The sequence below is a fragment of the Streptomyces sp. NPDC048606 genome (assembly GCF_040650855.1).
Classification (GTDB): Bacteria; Actinomycetota; Actinomycetes; order Streptomycetales; family Streptomycetaceae; genus Streptomyces.
Genome location: NZ_JBEZIB010000001.1, coordinates 227,000 through 245,377 on the forward strand (window position 1 = coordinate 227,000; position 18,378 = coordinate 245,377).

16 protein-coding genes are annotated in these 18,378 nt (G+C 74.4%); 15 read left to right on the forward strand and 1 reads right to left on the reverse strand.

Annotated features, from left to right (window positions below):
* Window position 1: 1 nt before the first annotated feature.
* The 14 genes from AB0D01_RS00900 (at window position 2) to AB0D01_RS00965 (ending at window position 16,184) form a co-directional block, all read left to right on the forward strand.
* Window positions 2-1,057: an ornithine carbamoyltransferase gene (locus AB0D01_RS00900; protein WP_363052730.1), complete on the forward strand. Its 1,056-nt coding sequence runs from the start codon at window positions 2-4 to the stop codon at window positions 1,055-1,057.
* Window positions 1,054-2,493 carry an MFS transporter gene (locus AB0D01_RS00905; RefSeq protein ID WP_363052732.1) on the forward strand — a complete coding sequence of 480 codons (1,440 nt, stop codon included), beginning with the start codon at window positions 1,054-1,056 and terminating at the stop codon, window positions 2,491-2,493. The genes AB0D01_RS00900 and AB0D01_RS00905 overlap by 4 nt, the downstream gene beginning before the upstream one ends.
* Before the next feature lie 136 nt (window positions 2,494-2,629).
* A complete protein-coding gene (locus tag AB0D01_RS00910; RefSeq protein ID WP_363052734.1) occupies window positions 2,630-3,418 on the forward strand; it encodes a Tat pathway signal sequence domain protein in 789 nt (262 codons plus the stop codon).
* A gap of 47 nt (window positions 3,419-3,465) precedes the next feature.
* A complete protein-coding gene (locus AB0D01_RS00915; RefSeq protein WP_363052736.1) occupies window positions 3,466-4,674 on the forward strand; it encodes an inositol-3-phosphate synthase in 1,209 nt (402 codons plus the stop codon).
* On the forward strand, window positions 4,671-5,663 hold the full coding sequence (locus AB0D01_RS00920) for an SCO3242 family prenyltransferase (protein ID WP_363052738.1): 993 nt from the start codon (window positions 4,671-4,673) through the stop codon (window positions 5,661-5,663). Before AB0D01_RS00915 ends, AB0D01_RS00920 begins: the two co-directional genes overlap by 4 nt.
* Window positions 5,660-6,634 carry a sugar phosphate isomerase/epimerase family protein gene (locus AB0D01_RS00925; protein WP_363052740.1) on the forward strand — a complete coding sequence of 325 codons (975 nt, stop codon included), beginning with the start codon at window positions 5,660-5,662 and terminating at the stop codon, window positions 6,632-6,634. Before AB0D01_RS00920 ends, AB0D01_RS00925 begins: the two co-directional genes overlap by 4 nt.
* A complete protein-coding gene (locus tag AB0D01_RS00930) occupies window positions 6,631-7,362 on the forward strand; it encodes an EboA domain-containing protein (protein WP_363052742.1) in 732 nt (243 codons plus the stop codon). The genes AB0D01_RS00925 and AB0D01_RS00930 overlap by 4 nt, the downstream gene beginning before the upstream one ends.
* A 32-nt stretch (window positions 7,363-7,394) precedes the next feature.
* The gene (locus AB0D01_RS00935; protein ID WP_363052744.1) at window positions 7,395-8,252 is read left to right on the forward strand and encodes a TatD family hydrolase; all 858 of its coding nucleotides are present in this window, start codon (window positions 7,395-7,397) and stop codon (window positions 8,250-8,252) included.
* Between the two features lie 22 nt (window positions 8,253-8,274).
* A complete protein-coding gene (eboE, locus tag AB0D01_RS00940) occupies window positions 8,275-9,543 on the forward strand; it encodes a metabolite traffic protein EboE (RefSeq protein WP_363052746.1) in 1,269 nt (422 codons plus the stop codon).
* Complete coding sequence (locus AB0D01_RS00945) at window positions 9,540-10,937, forward strand: nucleotide pyrophosphatase/phosphodiesterase family protein (protein ID WP_363052748.1); 1,398 nt, start codon at window positions 9,540-9,542, stop codon at window positions 10,935-10,937. Before eboE ends, AB0D01_RS00945 begins: the two co-directional genes overlap by 4 nt.
* A gap of 31 nt (window positions 10,938-10,968) precedes the next feature.
* A complete protein-coding gene (locus AB0D01_RS00950; RefSeq protein WP_363052750.1) occupies window positions 10,969-11,790 on the forward strand; it encodes a 4'-phosphopantetheinyl transferase superfamily protein in 822 nt (273 codons plus the stop codon).
* Window positions 11,791-11,907: 117 nt separating this feature from the next.
* The gene (locus AB0D01_RS00955) at window positions 11,908-12,648 is read left to right on the forward strand and encodes a ferric reductase-like transmembrane domain-containing protein (protein WP_363052752.1); all 741 of its coding nucleotides are present in this window, start codon (window positions 11,908-11,910) and stop codon (window positions 12,646-12,648) included.
* 195 nt (window positions 12,649-12,843) lie between these two features.
* Window positions 12,844-13,623, forward strand: coding sequence for an ABC transporter ATP-binding protein (locus tag AB0D01_RS00960; RefSeq protein ID WP_363052754.1), 780 nt, complete (start codon window positions 12,844-12,846; stop codon window positions 13,621-13,623).
* On the forward strand, window positions 13,623-16,184 hold the full coding sequence (locus AB0D01_RS00965; RefSeq protein WP_363052756.1) for an FtsX-like permease family protein: 2,562 nt from the start codon (window positions 13,623-13,625) through the stop codon (window positions 16,182-16,184). Before AB0D01_RS00960 ends, AB0D01_RS00965 begins: the two co-directional genes overlap by 1 nt.
* 78 nt (window positions 16,185-16,262) lie before the next feature.
* Here AB0D01_RS00965 and AB0D01_RS00970 read toward each other — a convergent pair whose 3' ends face one another.
* Window positions 16,263-17,270: a TauD/TfdA family dioxygenase gene (locus AB0D01_RS00970; RefSeq protein ID WP_363052758.1), complete on the reverse strand. Its 1,008-nt coding sequence runs from the start codon at window positions 17,268-17,270 to the stop codon at window positions 16,263-16,265.
* 239 nt (window positions 17,271-17,509) lie between these two features.
* Here AB0D01_RS00970 and AB0D01_RS00975 point away from each other — a divergent pair, with 239 nt between their 5' ends.
* Window positions 17,510-18,286: a 4'-phosphopantetheinyl transferase superfamily protein gene (locus tag AB0D01_RS00975; protein ID WP_363052760.1), complete on the forward strand. Its 777-nt coding sequence runs from the start codon at window positions 17,510-17,512 to the stop codon at window positions 18,284-18,286.
* Window positions 18,287-18,378 lie beyond the last annotated feature (92 nt).

An 18,378-nucleotide genomic window follows, 5' to 3' on the forward strand; every position in this document is an offset into this window, starting at 1 on the left:
GATGGACCAGCACACCACCGCACGGCCGGGCCGACGTCCCGCCCGCCACCTGATCTCCATCGACGACCTCACCGACCGGGACCTGCGCCGCATCGTCGCCCGCGGCGCCGAGTTCTCGGCGGGCACCGTCACCCACTCCCACGCCCTGGACGGGCTCGTCGCCGGCGTCTACTTCGCCAAGACCTCCACCCGCACCCGCACCGCCTTCTCCTCCGGCGCCCTGCGCGTCGGCGCGAGGATCGTCGCCTACGGCCCCGGCGACCTCCAGCTGAACACCGGCGAGTCCGTCGAGGACACCGGCCGGGTGCTCTCCGGGATGCTCGACGTGCTCGTCGCCCGCACCGCCGGCCCCGAGGCCGAACTGCGCGGCTGGGCCGCCCAGGACCGGATGGCCGTCGTCAACGCGATGAGCGCCGAGGAGCACCCCACCCAGGCCCTCACCGACCTGACCACCCTGCTGCGCCACTTCGGCCGCGTCGAGGGGCTGCGCATCCTGTACGTCGGCGAGGGCAACAACACCGCCGCCGCCCTCGCCCTGGCCCTGACCCGCTACGCGGGCGTCCACTTCGAGCTGCGCACCCCGCCCGGCTACGGGCTGCTCCCCTCCGTCGCCGACCGGGCCCGGGCCCGGGCCGAGCGCAGCGGCGCCGTCCTCGTGGAGCGCCACGACATGGACGCGCTGCCCGAGGGCTTCGACGTGGTCTACACGACCCGCTGGCAGACCACGGGCACCGAGAAGCCGGACGCGAACTGGCGGGAGATCTTCGCCCCGTTCCAGGTCACCTCCGCCCTGTGGGACACGAGCCCGGACGCCGTCTTCATGCACGACCTGCCCGCCCACCGGGGCGAGGAGGTCACCGCCGAGGTGCTGGACGGGCCCCGGAGCATCGCCTTCGCCCAGGCCACCAACAAGATGCACAGCGCCATGGCCGTGCTGGAGTACACCCACTCCGACCCGCACGACGACGCCGACCCGGCGGCCGCCCCGTCGGCCGAACTCCCGGCCGACGACGCCGACGACGCCGCCGCCCCGCGCCTCGTGTCGGCCGCGCGGTGACCCCGCCGCCGAAGACCGTGACGGACCCGGCCGTCCTGCCCTGGAGCCTCGCCGAGGACGGCGCGGCCCCCGAGCGGGCGACCGACGGAGCGCCGGTCGCGCCGGCGGTCCCCGCCGCCCGTACCGAGGACCGGGCCGAGGACCGGACCGCGCTCGCGGCGCCGGTCGGGACCGACGCGCAACCCGACCCCGGGGCCGCCGACGGGCCCGTACCGCTGCGCCGCAACCGCGACTTCGGCCTGCTGTGGGGCGGCGCCGGACTGTCGCTGCTCGCCGGCCGGGCCACCGCCGTCGCCTACCCCCTCACCGTCCTGTGGTTCACCGGCTCGCCGGGCGACGCCGGCCTGGTCGGCACCGCTCTGCTCCTGCCGCAGCTCCTCGTCCAGCTCCCCGGCGGCGCCCTCGTCGACCGCTGGGACCGGCGCCGGATCATGCTCTTCTCCGGCCTCGGTCAGGCGCTCGTCGCCGGAGCCGTCGCCGCCCTCCTGCTCAGCGGCCACGTCTGGCTGTGGGCGCTGCTCGCCGCCGCCTTCGTCGAGGGCACCCTCGGCGTCCTGCACCAACTGGCGGAGCGGGCGGCGGTGCCGGCCGTGGTCCCGGTGGAGCAACTGCCGGCCGCCCTCACCGGCAACGAGGCCCGCACCCGCGGCGCGGCCATCGCCGGGCAGCCGCTCGGCAGCGGCCTGGTCGCCCTGGGCGCCTCCTTCCCGTACGTCGCGGCCCTCGTCGGACAACTCGCCTCCGTGGCACTGCTGTTCGGCGTCAAGGGCAAGCTCCAGGCGGAACGCACCGGACCGCGCGCCGATCTGCGGCAGGAGGTCAGGGAAGGCCTCGTGTGGATGTGGCGCCAGCACTTCCTGCGGGCCGTCATGGCCGCCGTCGCCGTCTCCAACGTCCTCTTCCAGGGCCTCAACCTCGCGGTCATGACGGGCATCCAGGAGAACCACGGATCGCAGTTCCAGATCGGCGTGGTCCTCTCCCTCAGCGGGGCCGGCGGGCTCGTCGGCGCCATCAGCGGAGGCTGGTGGGCCACCCGCTTCCCCCTGCGGACCCTGGTCCTCGGCGGCCTCCTCGTGTGGACCGCCCTCATGGTCCCCGTCGCCTTCCTGCGCGACCCGTACGCCCTCGGCGCGCTCTTCGCCGCCAGCGGCTACGTCGGAGGCGTGTTCAACGTCGCCGGCGGGGTGTTCATGGTCCGCGTCGCCCCCGACCGGATGCGGGGGAGGGCCAACTCCCTCGCCATGCTGGTCGGTTCCGGCGCCATGGCCGCCGGCCCCGTGGCCGCCGGCTTCGCCCTGGAGGCGTTCGGCCCCACCCGCACCGTCCTCGGCCTGAGCGCCGCCATGGGCCTCACCGCGCTCGTCGCGCTGCTCTCGCCCGCGCTGCGCCGCAACCCGCTCGACGAGAAGGCCGTCAAGCCCGCGAAGGCCTCCTGAAAGCCCGTCCGGGCCCCGCCTGTGACCTGCGGAAACGCGATATAGGGCAGGTATGGCGGGGCCCGGGAGAGTACAGCCATCGCACCACCGACGATCCCCCCCCCGCATCCGCGACAGACTCCAAAGGAGCACGACAATGCCGCTCAACTCCATGGACCGCAGGACCGTCCTGCGGACCGCCCTGGGCGCGGCGGGCGCCGCGGCCGCGGTCTCGCTCGTGGGAGCCGCTCCCGCCGCCGCCCACGGCAACCGCCGCCCGCAGCTTCCCAAGGTCGAGGGCATGGTCGGAGACCGCTGGGCGAACGAGTTCTGGTACGAGTACGACGAGCGCTTCTACTACACCCCGACCCCGGAGCTCTCCGCGGCCGTCGGCGCCATCACCGGCCAGTTCGGCGGCTTCACCAAGTCCTACGACGCCTGGGTCGCCACCCGCCAGGGCGGCCGCTACCCGCGCAGCTGGGTCGAGCTCATCAAGCCGTACCGCAAGGAGTTCCAGCTCCTGTCCCGCGCCCAGAAGGAGGTCTACGAGCAGTTCTACGGCCGTGACCCCCGGGGGCTGATCTTCGCGTTCCAGGAGTTCGGCCAGGGCACCCTGTTCGACCCGCGCCGCCCGGCCGGCAACAAGGTCCACATGATGAACTACACGCCGCCGAACCCGACCCACGCCTACCACCGCTGGCACCCCTTCCTCCAGTCGTTCCAGCTCCTGGACATCGACAAGGCGTGGTGGTCGCACGTCAACCGGCTCGTCGGCGCGGCCTGGGAGCTCCAGTCCATCGGCAAGCCCGTGAACGACGCCAACGACAACAAGCACCTGCCGAAGCGCGTCGTCCACCAGGTCACCACCAAGTGGCTGCTGCGCTCCAACGACCGGGTCAACAAGGCGTTCGACGTCTTCCCCTACCCGGCCGACATGGGCAAGTAAGCCCGCTCCACCCCTCGTTCCACATGACTCAGGAGGATTGGCACACCATGCGAGACACGACCGGACCTTCTCCCCGAATCGGCGTCTGGATGGTCGGCGCGCGAGGCTCCGTCGCGACGGCCGCCGTCGCCGGCGCGGCGGCCATCGTCGCGGGTGCCGCCTCCCCCGTCGGGTGCGTCACCGAAACGCCCCCGTTCCGTGACGCACCCCTGCCGGCCCTCGCCGACCTGGTGTTCGGCGGCCACGACGTCGTCGACACCCCGCTGTCGGCGAGGGCCGGCCAACTCGCCGAGGCGGGCGTCCTGCCCCACTCGATCCTGGGGGCCCTGGACACCCCGCTCGCCGCGGCGGAACTGGAGATACGCGACGGCTCCCCCCGGGCCGGCGAGCCGCAGTCCGAGACCGCGGCCCGCCTCGCCGCGGACATGGCCGCCTTCCGCGACCGGCACGGCCTGGAACAGGTGGTCGTCGTCAACGTCTCCTCCACGGAGCCGCTGCCCGAGCCCGACCCCGCCTTCCTGAACCTGGCCGCCCTGGAGTCCGCGCTCGCCGACGGCTCCCTCACCCTGCCCGTCAGCTCCCTCTACGCCTACGCCGCCTTCACCGCCGGCTGCGCCTACGTCAACTTCACCCCCTCCGCCGGCGCCGCGCTGCCCGCCCTGGAGGAGCTCGCCCGACTGCGCCGCGTCCCCCACGCCGGCCGCGACGGAAAGACCGGCGAGACCCTGGTCAAGAGCGCCCTCGCGCCGATGTTCACCCAGCGGGCGCTGCGCCTGCGGTCCTGGTCGGGCACCAACCTCCTCGGCGGCGGCGACGGCGCGACCCTCGCCGACCCGGCGGCGGCCCGCTCCAAGACCGAGTCCAAGCAGCGCAGCCTGGAGGAGACCGTCGGCCACGCGGTCCAGGGCCAGACCCACATCGACAACGTCCCCGAGATGGGGGAGTGGAAGACCGCCTGGGACCACATCTCCTTCGAGGGCTTCCTCGGCGTGCGGATGACCATGCAGTTCACCTGGCAGGGCTGCGACTCCGCGCTGGCCGCCCCCCTGGTCCTCGACCTGGTGCGGCTGGCCGCCCTGGGCGCCCGCCGCGGCGAGAGCGGCGCGCTGCCAGCCCTCGGCTTCTTCTTCAAGGACCCGGCGGGCTCCGCCGAGCACAACCTCACCCTCCAGTACGAGGCCCTGACGGCCTGGGCGAACGCCGACCCGGTGCGGGCGGCCGGACGCGCCCACCCGCTGACGGGGGCCCGGCCGTGACCACCCTCCAGCCGGCCGGCGCGGCCGGGACGGTGGCCGGGGCCGGGAGCACCGCGCGGCCCGCCGCCGCGCCGGCGCCCGCCGCCGACGCGCCCCTGGTCCTGCCGCCCTTCCCCGGTCGGGCCTTCCACGCGCGGCGCGCCCTGCGCGCCCACGTCGAACTGGTCCGCGCGCCCGCCGCGATCACCGTCCCCGGCGACGTCCTCGCCGGAGCCCTGGCCGCCGGGCGCGGCACCGGGGCCCGCACCCTCGGCCTCGCCGCCTCCTCCGTCTGCCTGTACTGGGCGGGCATGGCCCTCAACGACTGGGCCGACCGCGAACTCGACGCGGTGGAACGCCCCGAACGCCCCCTGCCCTCCGGCCGGATCACCCCCCGCGCCGCCCTGGCGACCGCGGCCGGACTGACCGCGGCGGGCCTCGGCGTCGCCGCCCTCTCCGGCGGCCCCCGCACCGTCCTGCGCCGCACCCTGCCCCTGGCCGCCGCCGTGTGGGCCTACGACCTCGGCGCCAAGAACACCCCGCTCGGCCCCGCCGTGATGGCCGCCGCCCGCGCCCTGGACGTCCTCCACGGCACCGGCCCCGGACCGGCCCGCCCGGCCCTGGCGCCGGCCGCCGCCGTCGCCGCGCACACCCTGGGCCTGACCCGGCTCAGCCGACACGAGGTCGACGGCGCACCGCCCCGCGAGGCTGCCCTGGCGCTGGCCGCCTCCGCCGTCGCGGCGGCCGGCACGCTCCGCCGTACGACCGGAGCGGCCCAGGCGGCCGCGCTCGCCCTGTACGCCGGCAGCCACGCCCCCGAGCTGGTCCGCGTGCTGCGCGGACCCGGCGCCGCCCCCGAGGTGCGCCGGGCCGTCGGCGCCGGCATCCACGCCCTGCTCCCGCTCCAGGCGGCCCTGGCCGTCCGGGGCGGCGCCCCCCGCGTCGCCGTGCCGCTCGCCGCGGCCCTGCCCCTCGTACGCCGCCTCGCCCGGAAGGTGTCCTCGACGTGAGCGCCCCCCACGGCCCGGCGCCCCGCTTCTCCTACGGCACCAACGGCCTCGCCGACCACCGCCTGGGCGACGCCCTGCGGCTGCTCGCCGACCTCGGCTACGAGGGCGTCGCGCTGACCCTGGACCACCAGCACCTGGACCCGTACGCCCCCGGGCTCGCCGCCCGCGTCGACGAGGTCCGGCGCACCCTGGAGGCCACCGGTCTGGCCGTCGTCGTCGAGACGGGCGCCCGCTACCTCCTCGACCCGCGCCGCAAGCACCGGCCCACGCTGCTGTCCGCCGCGCCCGAGGGCCGCGAGCTGCGCCTGGACCTGCTGCGCCGGGCCGTCGACATCGGCGCCGAACTGGGCGCGGAGGCCGTCCACTTCTGGAGCGGCACCGCCGACGCGGACACCACCCGCGAGCAGGCCTGGCAGCGGCTGGTCGACGGCTGCGCCCGGCTCGTCGCGCACGCCGACGCGACCGGCGTCGACCTGGCCTTCGAACCCGAACCGGGCATGCTCGTCGCCGACCTGGCGGGATACCGCAGGCTCCTGGCCGACCTCGGCCGGCCCGAGCGGCTGCGGCTCACCCTGGACCTCGGACACTGCCAGTGCCTGGAACCCCATCCGGTCGCCCGGTGCGTGGAACTGGCCGCCGACCGCCTGGCCCACGTCCAGATCGAGGACATGCGCCGGGGCACCCACGAGCACCTGCCCTTCGGGGAGGGGGAGATCGACTTCCCGCCGGTGCTGGGCGCCCTCGCCGACACCGGCTACCGGGGCCTGGTCTCCGTAGAACTTCCCCGGCACAGCCACGCCGGGGCCAAGACCGCCGCCGACAGCATCGCCTTCCTGCGCGCCGCCGCCACGCACCCGCGGGCGCGCCGGTCGACGGCGACACCGTCCCCGGCGGACCGGTTCCCCCCGCTCCCCGGGCCGCCCGGCTCCCCGGAGCGCCACGCGTCGAAGAAGGAGGCCGTACCGGCATGACCGCTCCCACCCTCGCCCCGCCCGCCCCGTCGGCGCCCGCCACCGCGCCCGACCACGCCGACCGCGCCGACCACGCCGACCGCGCCGTCCACGACGCGCTGACCCTGCGCACGCTGGAGGAGTCCCTGCGCTCCGTCCTCGACCAGGAGCACCGGGTCCGGCTGACCGCCGCCGTCGCCGCCGTGGCCGCGGACGGCCCCGCCGCCCTCGACCGCCGCTTCCCGGCAGCCGGCCGCGAGTACGGCCGCGGCCCCCTGCCCGGCTGGGCCGACTGGGCCGTCGAGGACGCCGTACGCACCGTCCTGCTGCTGGCCCTCACCCGCCACGGCTCCGGCTCCGTCACCGGGGAGGCCCTCGCCCGCGAGGCCGCCGACCGCTACGCGCACGGCGACGCCGCCGAGCGCCGGGGCGTCCTGCGCGCGCTGCCGTTCCTGCCGATCGGCGACCGCGCCACGCACCTGACCGACGACGCCGTGCGCACCAACGACAACCGGCTCATCGCCGCCGCCCTGGGCCCCTACGCCCGCGCCCACCTCGACCAGTACCGCTGGCGCCAGGCCGTCCTCAAGTGCCTGTTCACCGGCATCCCCCTGGCCAAGGTGGCCGGACTGCACGAGCGCCGGGACGCCGAACTGGCCCGCATGGCCCACGGCTTCGCGGCCGAGCGACGGGCCGCCGACCGCACCGTACCGGCCGACCTGTGGGCCGTGGCCGCCCTCGACAACTGACCTTCCCCCCACCCCCCTACCGGAGCCCGACCATGCGCATCTTCGACCCGCACATCCACATGACGTCCCGCACCACGGACGACTACCGAGCGATGCACGCCGCCGGCGTCCGCGCGCTGGTCGAGCCCGCGTTCTGGCTGGGCCAGCCGCGCACCTCCCCCTCCAGCTTCACCGACTACTTCGACGCGCTCCTCGGCTGGGAGCCCTACCGGGCGGCGCAGTTCGGCATCAGCCACCACTGCACCATCGGCCTCAACCCGAAGGAGGCGAACGACCCGCGCTGCACGCCCGTCCTGGACCTGCTGCCGCGCTACCTCGCCAAGGACGGGGTCGTCGCCGTCGGCGAGATCGGCTACGACACCGTCACCGACGCCGAGGAGCACGCCTTCGCCGTCCAGCTCGGCCTCGCCGTCGAGTTCGCGCTGCCCGCCCTCGTGCACACCCCGCACCGGGACAAGGCGGGCGGCACCAGCCGCTCCCTGGCCGTCGTCCGCGAGTCGGGCATCGACCCCGGCTTCGTCGTCCTCGACCACCTCAACGAGGTCACCGTCCGCGAGGTCCACGACTCCGGCTGCTGGATGGGCTTCTCCATCTACCCCGACACCAAGATGACCCCCGAGCGGATGGTCGCCATCCTCAAGGAACACGGCACCGAGCGGATCCTCGTCAACTCCGCCGCCGACTGGGGCCACAGCGACCCGCTGCTCACCCGTGCCACCGGCGAGGCCATGCTCGCCGCCGGCTTCGACGAGGACGACGTGGACCGCGTGCTGTGGCGCAACCCCGTCACCTTCTACGCGCAGTCCGGCCGGCTCGGTCTCGACGGGTACACGGAGGAGCAGGTCGCCGGCCTCTACGCCGGCAACTCGATCGCCCGCGGCGGAAACTGATCAGGGAAAGAGGAACCGCCTGATGCGCTTCCGCCACGCGGACGGCACCGCCGTCCACCTCTCGTACTGCACCAACGTGCACCCCGCCGAAACCCTCGACGGGATCACCGCCCAGCTCTCGGCGTACGCCGAACCGGTGCGCCGGGCCACCGGCGCCCCCGTCATCGGCCTCGGCCTGTGGCTGCCGGTGGACGCGGCGTCGGCCCTCGCCGCCGACCCGGCCGCCGTCACCCGGCTGCGCCGCGAGCTGACCGTCCGCGGGCTGGAGACCGTCACCCTCAACGGGTTCCCGTACAAGGGCTTCCACGCTCCCGTCGTCAAACGGGCGGTGTACTACCCGGACTGGTCGGAGCCCGCGCGCCTGGACTACACGCTGAACCTGGCCCGGGTCCTGGCGGGGCTGCTGCCCGACGACGCCGCACGGGGCTCCGTGTCCACCCTGCCGCTGGCCTGGCGCACCGCCTGGTCGCGCACGCAGGCCGCGGCCGCGATGCGGCAGTTCGACGCGCTCGCCGCCGGACTGCGCCGAGTCGAGGCGGAGACGGGCCGCACGATCCGGGTCGCCGTCGAACCCGAGCCGGGCTGCGTGGCGGAGACCACCGAGCAGGCCGTCGAGGTGCTGGGGAACGTCGACCACGAACGCATCGGGCTGTGCCTCGACACGTGCCACCTCGCGGTGGCGCACGAGGACCCGGACACCGCCGTCGCCCGCCTGCTCACGGCCGGGCTCCAGGTGGTCAAGGTGCAGGCCTCCAGCGCCCTGGAGGCCGCCGACCCGAACGACCCCCGGGTGCGGGAGGCGCTGGCGGCCTTCGCCGAGCCGCGGTTCCTGCACCAGACCCGGGAGGCCGCGCCGAACGGGGGCGAGCTGCTCGGCTCCGACGACCTGGGGCCGGCCCTCGCCGGCGCCCTGCCCGGCGAGGCGCCCTGGCGGATCCACTACCACGTACCGCTGCACGAGGAGCCGGCCCCGCCGCTCGCCTCGACCTCGCCGGTGTTGCGCGACACGCTGCGGACGCTGTTCGGCGGTGCCCACGCCGTCACCGACCACATCGAGGTCGAGACCTACACCTGGTCGGTGCTGCCCGAGGAGGGCCGGCCGGTCGGCGGGGCCGGCCTGGCCCGGGGCATCGCCGCCGAACTGGACTGGACGGCGCGGGAGCTGACCGCCCTCGGCCTCAGGACCACCACCCCGGCCCCTACCGACACCCGGACCGACACCCCGACCGCCACCGCCACCGGCCGAGCCACCAGCGCCGCCGCCACCGCGCAGAAGGAGCCAGGATCGTGACCGCCTCCGCCCGCCCCTCCGCCCGGAGGAAGACGGCCGTCCTGTGCACCGTCGGCCTCACCCCGCGCCTGCTGCCCCACATGCCGAACCTGCGGGCCATCGGCGAGCAGGGCTTCGCCGCCCCGCTCGACACCGTGTTCCCCGCCGTCACCGCCACCGTCCAGGCCACGCTCACCACCGGCACCCTGCCGCGCGAGCACGGGGCGGTCGGCAACGGCTGGTACTTCCGCGACCACGGCGAGGTCATGATGTGGCGCCAGCACAACGCCCTCGTCGGCGGCGAGAAGGTCTGGCAGGCCGCCCGGCGCCACGACCCCGACCACACCACCGCCTACCTGTGCTGGTGGTGGGCGATGGGCGCCGACGTCGACACCGTCCTGACCCCGCGCCCCGTCTACCACTACGACGGCCGCAAGGCCCCGGACTGCTACACCGTGCCCGCCGCGCTGCGGGACGAACTGACCGCAGCGCAAGGCGAGTTCCCGCTGTTCAGCTACTGGGGGCCGACCGCCTCGCTCACCTCCACCCGCTGGATCGCGGGCGCCGCCCGGCACGTCGCCGACACCCGCGACCCCGACCTGTCCTTCATCTACGTCCCCCACCTCGACTACGACCTCCAGCGGTTCGGTCCCGACAGCCCCGAGGCCGTCCGCGCCGCCCGCGAGGCGGACGCCGCCCTCGGACCGCTCCTGGACGACCTGCGCGCCCGCGGCACCACCGTCGTGGCCCTCAGCGAGTACGGCATCTCCCCGGTCAGCCGGCCCGTGGACGTCAACCGCGCGCTGCGCCGCGAGGGCCTGCTGTCCGTGTACACCCAGCGCGGCATGGAGTACCTGGACCCGTACACCTCCCGCGCCTTCGCCGTCGCCGACCACCAGGCCGCCCACGTCTACGTGGCCGACCCGGTCGACATCCCGCGCGTCCGGGACGTGCTGAAGTCCCTGGACGGGGTCGACGAGATCTGGGACCGCACGCAACAGGCCGACTACGGCATCGACCACCCGAACTCCGGCGAACTGGTGGCCGTATCGGAACCCGACGCCTGGTTCACCTACTACTACTGGCTCGACGACCGGCGCGCGCCCGACTTCGCGCGGGGCGTCGAGATCCACCGCAAGCCCGGCTACGACCCGGCCGAGCTGTTCTTCGACCCCGCCGACCCGGCGGCCAAGGCGAAGGCGGCCCTCGCGGTGCTGAAGAAGAAGGCGGGGATGCGCGCACCGCTCCAGGTGGTGCCGCTCGACCCCGGCTGCGTCCGCGGCAGCCACGGACGTCTGCCCGAGGACGACCGGGACGGGCCGATGCTGCTCTGCTCGGACCCGTCCCAGGAACGGGCCCGCTACCACGCCACCGAGGTCAAGGACCTGCTCCTGCGCCTCGGCGGACTGACCTGAACAACACCCTCCAGGGTGAGAGGAGGATCCGATGACCAGCCAGACCCTGGCCGCGGCCCGCGGCCCCATCGATCACACGAACCGCACCGGGGCGCTGCCCGTGCCCGAGGCGGCCGCCCGGGAGGCCGCGCGACTGAAGGCCACGGGTGAGGCCCACGTCTGGTGGTGGCCCTTCGAGGACCACGTGGACCAGGCCGACTTCGACCTGCTCGACGAGGTCGAGCAGGTGCGCGCCCGCCGCTACCGCCACGAACGGGACGCCGCGGCGTTCACCCGCACCCGCGCCGGCGCCCGCCGCGCCATCGGCGAACTGCTGGGCGTGGACGCCCGTACGGTGGCCCTCGGTCGCCGCGTCTGCCCCGGCTGCGGCGACCTCGAACACGGCCCGCCGGCCGTGGCGAGTCCCGCCGTCGGGCTCGCGCTGAGCCTGACCCGCACCGGCGGGTGCGGGGTGCTGGCCCTGCACGCCGGCGACTGGATCGGCGTGGACATCGAGGCGCTGCGCCCGGTGGAGTCCGGCTCCCTCGCCAGTGTGGTGCTGGCGCCGGCCGAGCACGCGTACATCCTGTCGCTGCCGGCCGGCCCCGAGCGGACCGCCGCCTTCCACCGGGTGTGGACCCGCAAGGAGGCCGTCCTCAAGGGCGTCGGCCTCGGCCTGCTCGGCATCGACCTCAACGCCCTGGACGTGCGGCCCGCCGTGCCGGGCCCGCTCGTGGTGGACCACGGCTACCGGGGAGAGGTCAGCAGCTGGCAGGTCGACGACCTCGACCTCAACGGGAACTGGTCGGCCTCGCTGGCCCGGCCGATCGACGGCTCCCCGCTCGGCCCGATCCTGCGCCACGGTCCCTCGTAGCGCTCCCGCCGGCCCGCCGGCCCCCGTACCGCCCGGCCCGGACCCTCACCCCGTGGGGTCCGGGCCGGGCCGGACCACCCTCCCGCACGGTGAACCAGACCCCTCACGGAGTTCCCGATGGCCCAGCCCGCCACCTCCACCGCCGACCCCGCCACGGACCCCGCCCCGGGCACCGCCACCACCCCCGCCCCGGCCGCCGTCACCGCCCCGGCACCCGCACCCGCACCCGCCGCGCCCGTGCGGAAGGGGCCGCCGCACACCCCGGCCCCCGGGCTGCGCGCCGTGAGCGCCGGGCTGCTCGTCGTCGCGCTGCTGCTGTCGGCGGGCGCGCTCGTCGGCGGCGCCGTCCAGGAGTTCCTGGACGAGATGGCGGGGGTCTTCGCCCTGGTCTCGTTGTCCCTCTCCGTGATGCTGGGCCTCGCCACCGTCTTCCGCGACGTCCTCACCCCCGGCCGCCGGCAGCTCGCCCAGACCCTGCACCGCGCGGCCGGCCTGATCGGCGTCGGCTTCCTGCTGGTCCACATCGGAGTCAAGGTCGCCGGCGAGCGGATCGCCGCGACCGACGCCCTCCTCGGCACCGGCGACCTCCTGGTCGACCTCGGCACCCTCGCGGCGCAGCTGTTCGTCCTCGCCCTCGTCACCGGTCTGTGGCGGGGCGTCTTCGCCACCCGCCGCTGGATCCGCCCCTTCCGCATCCTCCACGGACTGGCCTACGCCGCCTGGCTCGCCGGTCTCGTCCACGGACTCGGCGCCGGACGCGCCCCCGCCCCGTGGGTCCTCGTCTCCTACGGCCTGTGCGTCGCCGCCACCGCGGCGGCCCTCGGTCACCGCTGGACGAGGAGCCGCCGAGGCCGCTGAAGGCGAACAACCCACCCCGCGCAGACGGTTTTTGGCCGGAGGCTCCCCGCCCCCGGCCGAAAGGCGTACCTCCGGGCCTTCCCAGTAGAGGCAATATAGATCCGCGATCCAGGATCGGTGGCGTTGCATCCGCCACCCGTGCGGATGGGGCTGCTGACATTCCCCCCTCAAAAGCATTGGAAGGACTGGTCGCGCATGAGGACCGAGACGAACAGCCTCCGCGGGCGCAGCGCCGCCGGATCTCCCGGATTCGCGCTGCGCCTGGACGGCGTCGTGAAGGAGTACGGAAAGACCGGCCGGGGCGTGCGCGCGCTCGACGGGGTCTCGGTGGGCATCGAGCGCGGCTCGTTCACGGCCGTCATGGGACCGTCCGGTTCCGGAAAGTCCACCTTCCTGCACTGCGCGGCCGGCCTCGACAAGCCGTCCAGCGGCAAGGCCTTCATCGGGGACACCGAACTGGGGGGGATGAACGAGACCCAGCTGACCAAGCTGCGCCGCGAGCGCATCGGTTTCGTCTTCCAGGCCTTCAACCTGATTCCCGCGCTGTCCGTGCGCCAGAACGTCGAGCTGCCGCTGCGCCTCGCCGGCGAGCGCCTCGACCCGGTCTGGCTGGAGGAGATCCTCACCCGGGTGGGCCTCGGCGGTCGGGCCACGCACCGGCCCGCCGAACTCTCCGGCGGCCAGCAGCAGCGCGTCGCGATCGCCCGCGCCCTGATCACCCGCCCCGACGTCATCTTCGGTGACGAGCCCACCGGCGCCCTCGACACGGTGACCGCCAAGGAGATCCTCTCCCTGCTGCGTTCCTGCGTCGACGAGACCGGTCAGACCGTGGTCATGGTCACCCACGACCCGGTCGCCGCCTCTTACGCCGACACCGTCCTGTTCCTCGCCGACGGCCGGATCGCCGACCGCATGCAGGCGCCCACCGCCGACCGCGTCGCCGACCGCATGACCCACCTGGGAGCGTGGGCCTGATGCTGCGTTACGCCCTGCAGACCCTGCGCGCCCGCAAGGGCGGCTTCATCGGGGCCTTCCTCGCCCTCTTCTGCGCGGCCGCGCTCGTCACGGCCTGCGGCATCCTCCTGGAGACCGGCCTTCGCGGCACGATCGGCACCGAACGCTACTCCGGCGCCCCGGTGATCGTCGGCGGCGACCAGAACGTCCACCAGGTCACCGTCAAGCAGAAGGGCGACAAGACCAAGACGAAGGAGAAGGAGAAGCCGCTCGGTGAGCGCGTCTGGCTCCCGGCCGACACCGTCACCACGCTGGCCTCCCTGCCCGGCGTCCGGGCCGCCCTGCCCGAGATCACCTTCCCGGCCCACGCGGTCACCCCCAAGGGGCAGGTCGTCCCCGGCGTGGACGGCAAGCCCTCCTACGGGCACTCCTGGACCTCCGCGGCCCTGACCCCCTTCACCCTGGCCGAGGGCGCCGCCCCCGTCGGCGCCGACGAGGTCGTCGTCGACCGTGAGCTGGCCCGCCGCGGCGACATCAAGCCCGGTGCCCAGCTGACCGTCCAGGCGACCGGCTCCCCCCGCGTCTACCGGGTGAGCGGCATCGCCGCCCCGTCCGGCGGCGACCTCAAGCAGCAGACCTCGCTGTTCTTCTCGGACGCCGAGGCCGAACGGCTCTCGGGCCGCGCCGGCCAGGTGGCCGTCGTCGGTGTCCTGCCCAAGGACGGCGTGTCCACCGGCGAACTCGCCTCGCAGGTCTCCAAGGCCCTCGACGGCACCTCCGCCCAGGTGGTCACCGGCGGCGAGCGCGGTCCGGTCGAGTTCCTCGACGCGGCCAAGGCCCGCATCAAGCTGGTCTCCATGGGCGGCGCCATCGGCGGCACCTCGCTGCTCGTCGCGATCCTCGTGGTCGTCGGCACCTTCGCCCTCTCCATCCAGCAGCGCTACCGCGAACTGGCCCTGCTGCGCGCCATCGCCGCCACCCCCAAGCAGGTCCGCCAGCTCATCGGCCGCGAGGCGCTGATCGTCGGCTTCTTCGCCGGCGTCCTCGGCTCCGTCACCGGTCTGCCGATCGCCTACTGGCTGCACGGGAAGTTCGTCGGCTTCAAGGCCATCCCGGACACCCTCGAAGTCACCTTCAGCGTCTTCCCGTTCTTCGCCGCCATCGGCGCGGCGCTCCTGGGAGCCTGGGCCGCCGCCCGGATCTCGGCCCGCCGCACCGCCCGCATCCGTCCCGCCGAGGCCCTGTCCGAGGCCTCCATGGAACAGCGGAACTTCGCCTGGGGCCGCATCGGCACCGGCGTCGCCTTCCTGGCCGGCGGCATCGTCCTCCTCGTGGTCCTCGCCGCGCTGCGCAGCGAGCCCGCGTCCACCCCGGTGACCTTCCTGTCGGTCGTCGTCCTGTCGGCCGCGATCTCGCTCCTGGGCCCGCTGATCGCCCGCCTCGCGGTCGCCGTCCTCGGGATCCCGCTGCGGGCCTCCCGCGTCGGCGGCTACCTGGCCACGGCCAACGCCCGCGCCAACACCAAGCGGGTCTCCGCCGCGGTCACCCCGCTCGCCCTGCTGATCGGCATGGCCTGCACGGTGTTCTTCGTCCAGACCACGATGGGCGCCGCGGCCACCGCCCAGGCCAAGGCCGGCAACAAGGCCGACTGGGTCGTCGGCGCGGCCGGCCCCGGTGTTCCGGCACAGGCCGCCGAGAACCTCCGCAAGGTCCCCGGCGTCTCCGCGGTGACCGAGGTCGTCCGCACCTCCGTGCGCGTCGGCCTGGAGAAGTACCCCGCGCAGGGCGTCTCCACCCAGGGCCTGACCCTGACGTGGGACCCGGGCGTCACCGGCGGCACCCTGGAGGGCTTCGACGCGCAGAGCGTCGCCCTGAGCGACGTCGCCGCCGACAACCTGGGCAAGAAGCCCGGGGACAAGCTGAAGCTGACCCTCGGCGACGGCACCGAGACCGAGCTGAACGTCGCCGCGGTCTACGAACGGGGCCTCGGCTTCGGTGACCTGACGATGTCCCACGCGCTGGTCTCCAAGCACGTCGACAACCCGCTCGCCTCCTCGCTGCTCGTCAAGACGGCCGACGCCGGCAAGCCCGGCCGGGCCGAACTGCAGAAGGCGCTCGGCGGTCTCCCCGGCGTCGGCGTCCTCGACCGCGACCAGGTGGAGGACCTCCAGGCGGAGGTGCAGCAGTCCAACGCCGAGGTGAACTACGTCGCCATGGGCCTGATCATCGCCTTCACGGCGATCGCGGTGGTCAACACGCTGGCCATGTCGGTCTCCGACCGCACCCGCGAGTTCGCGCTGCTCCAGCTGGTCGGCACCACCCGGCGCCAGGTCATGCGGATGCTGCGCATCGAGGCGGCCCTCGTGGTCGTCATCTCCTCGGTCCTGGGCACGGGCGTGGCCTTCGCGGTCCTGACGGCCTTCAGCGTCGGGATGACCGGCTCCGCGTCCCCCTCCATCGACGGGTGGATGTACCTCGGCGTCCTCGGCTTCGCGGCGCTCCTGACGGCCCTGGCCACGCTGGTACCGGGCCGCCTGGCCCTCACCGGCCGGCCCGCGGACGTCATCGGCTCCCGCCAGTAGCACCACAACGGCCGGAGGGCCGGCCCCCTCGGGGGGCCGGCCCTCCGGCCGTTGTCGCCTCGGTGGTCGGGCGGTGGATCAGTTGAGGACGGCGCCGCCGTCCTTGCGGTCCACACGGCTGCGGCGGTGGTCCAGGTGCGCGTACACCCGGTGGAGCCAGCGGTCCTGGCCGTCGTAACGAGGGGTGAAGGAGGTCCGGCCGTGCACCGCGAGCCGGTTGTCGACGACCGCGAGGTCCCCGACGCGCAGGGCCAGCGCCGACATCGTCCGCATGAGCGCCTCGCGCAGCTCGCCCATGGCGACCTTGGCCTCGTCGTCCAACGGGTGCGTCGCCGCGAAGTCGACCAGGATGTTCGGGTCCTTCGGATCGCCGACGAGCACCGCGTGCGCCGGAGTCACCGAATTCAGATCGCCGAAGGACGGCGGCGGCTCGGTCAGGAACCGCGGCGCGGACAATACCGAAACGGTGTGTTCGGAAAGCAGCGGAAGGGCCCGCCGAATGGAAGAGGTGCAGAGCTTCGCATCGCCCGTCGGGTCCTCGCGCACGCACAGCAGGCCGACATAATCGGGCTTGTTGTCGTGGAAAGCGTTCTCGACGTGGAGTTCCAGGAGGACGGAGCCCGCGTTGCTCTGCGAACGCTCGCTGCCCGGAACCGGGACGACGTTCTGCACCAGGGCGCCGGTCTTCTCGCTGCGATAGGCGATGACCTCGCCGAGCTGGAGCATCGCCGCCGTGACGAGCGCCGACGCCACCGCCGGCACCCGCTCCACCGAACCGGGGACGGTCGGGGTCTCGGGCAGCGGGTCGTTGGCCACCACCGGCATGTTGCGCAGCAGCAGCACCGCGTCGGGACCCGCGTCGTGCCGGAACCGGCGCAGCGCGGTGAGGACCGGTCGGGGCAGCGCCGCGGAGGCGTCGCGGACCACGTCCAGCCAGGCCGGGTCGTCGATGAGCGCCGGCGTGGCGGCGAGGACCTCTCCGGCGACGGCGATCATCCCGTCGCGTTCCTCGTCGGTGAGGGTGAACGCGTCCGGGGTCGTCCCGGTCGCGGTGAGGGTGAGCGTGTGTTCCTGGGTCCGCGGCATGAAGAAATCCTCGGGTTGATGAGCGATGACCCGAGCCAGTTTCCGGACCTGTCCTATTCCATTCCTATGGGAATTTGTTCGCGGCAGGCCCGGCACATGCGTATAGGCAGGACATAGTGCCCCGCCTCATGGTGTGGGGGCGGCTTTGTCCACGGTTTCGCGGTGAAAGTCTTCGCGAATTCCGGTGCATCGCCGCGTGACCCGCACCATCCGACGGGGGAGAAGAAGGGAGGACTTCCATGGCATTACGTGAAGAGGGCTCCGCCCACGGCGCGGCGACGGCCGCGGCCGACGCGCTCGGCGTCCGCGGCGAGGCCCACGTCTGGTGGTGGCGGACACCGGAACGCACCGATCCGGACGATCTGCCGCTGCTGGACACCGAGGAGTTCCGGCGGGCGCTGTCCCTGCCCGCCGAACGGGACGCCGCCGCCTTCGTCCGCTCCCGCGCCGCGGGTCGGCGGGCACTGGCCGGGCTGTTCGACCTCGACCCCGGGGAGATCGCCCTGGGCCGGCGCGACTGTCCCGGCTGCGGAGACGGCAGCCACGGTCCGCCCCGGCTCGTCTCCCCGCCCGTACGGATCGCGCTCAGCACGAGCCGTACGGCGGGCTGCGGGGTCTTCGCCGTCGGCGCGGGCACCGCGATCGGCATCGACGCCGAGTCCCTGCGCCCGGTGCGCGCCGGCGCCACCCGCGACCCGGACCTCACCGCCTCCGAGCGGGAGTACCTGGGGCGGGCGGCGCCCGGCCCGGAGCGGGACGCGGCGTTCCACCGCATCTGGACCCGCAAGGAGGCCGTGGTCAAGGCCACCGGCCTCGGGCTGTCCGGGGTCGAACTCGGCCTGCTGGAAACCCATCCCGCCCGCGTCGGTCCCGTACGGGTCACCCACACCCACCGCGGCCGCACGACCGCCTGGACCGTCGAGGACCTCCACCTGTTCGAGGACGTCGCGGTGGCCCTGGCCCGCCCGGCGGGACCCGCCGCGCACGGCCCCGTCCACCACCACACGGACCACTGACCCGATCACCCTCCGGTCGTCCCTCCCACCCGTCCCGCCGGCGCGCACCGTACGCACCGCACGCCCTGCTCCGCCCCGCTCCGCCCACCTTC

What these genes read in the sequence shown, in the direction of transcription:
- AB0D01_RS00930 (WP_363052742.1), top strand. Translation starts at nt 6,631, where the DNA reads ATGACCGCTCCCACCCTCGCCCCGCCCGCCCCGTCGGCGCCCGCCACC.
- AB0D01_RS00955 (WP_363052752.1), top strand. Translation starts at nt 11,908, where the DNA reads ATGGCCCAGCCCGCCACCTCCACCGCCGACCCCGCCACGGACCCCGCC.
- AB0D01_RS00965 (WP_363052756.1), top strand. Translation starts at nt 13,623, where the DNA reads ATGCTGCGTTACGCCCTGCAGACCCTGCGCGCCCGCAAGGGCGGCTTC.
- AB0D01_RS00910 (WP_363052734.1), top strand. Translation starts at nt 2,630, where the DNA reads ATGCCGCTCAACTCCATGGACCGCAGGACCGTCCTGCGGACCGCCCTG.
- AB0D01_RS00950 (WP_363052750.1), top strand. Translation starts at nt 10,969, where the DNA reads ATGACCAGCCAGACCCTGGCCGCGGCCCGCGGCCCCATCGATCACACG.
- AB0D01_RS00900 (WP_363052730.1), top strand. Translation starts at nt 2, where the DNA reads ATGGACCAGCACACCACCGCACGGCCGGGCCGACGTCCCGCCCGCCAC.
- AB0D01_RS00915 (WP_363052736.1), top strand. Translation starts at nt 3,466, where the DNA reads ATGCGAGACACGACCGGACCTTCTCCCCGAATCGGCGTCTGGATGGTC.
- eboE (WP_363052746.1), top strand. Translation starts at nt 8,275, where the DNA reads ATGCGCTTCCGCCACGCGGACGGCACCGCCGTCCACCTCTCGTACTGC.
- AB0D01_RS00975 (WP_363052760.1), top strand. Translation starts at nt 17,510, where the DNA reads ATGGCATTACGTGAAGAGGGCTCCGCCCACGGCGCGGCGACGGCCGCG.
- AB0D01_RS00935 (WP_363052744.1), top strand. Translation starts at nt 7,395, where the DNA reads ATGCGCATCTTCGACCCGCACATCCACATGACGTCCCGCACCACGGAC.
- AB0D01_RS00960 (WP_363052754.1), top strand. Translation starts at nt 12,844, where the DNA reads ATGAGGACCGAGACGAACAGCCTCCGCGGGCGCAGCGCCGCCGGATCT.
- AB0D01_RS00970 (WP_363052758.1), bottom strand. Translation starts at nt 17,270, where the DNA reads ATGCCGCGGACCCAGGAACACACGCTCACCCTCACCGCGACCGGGACG.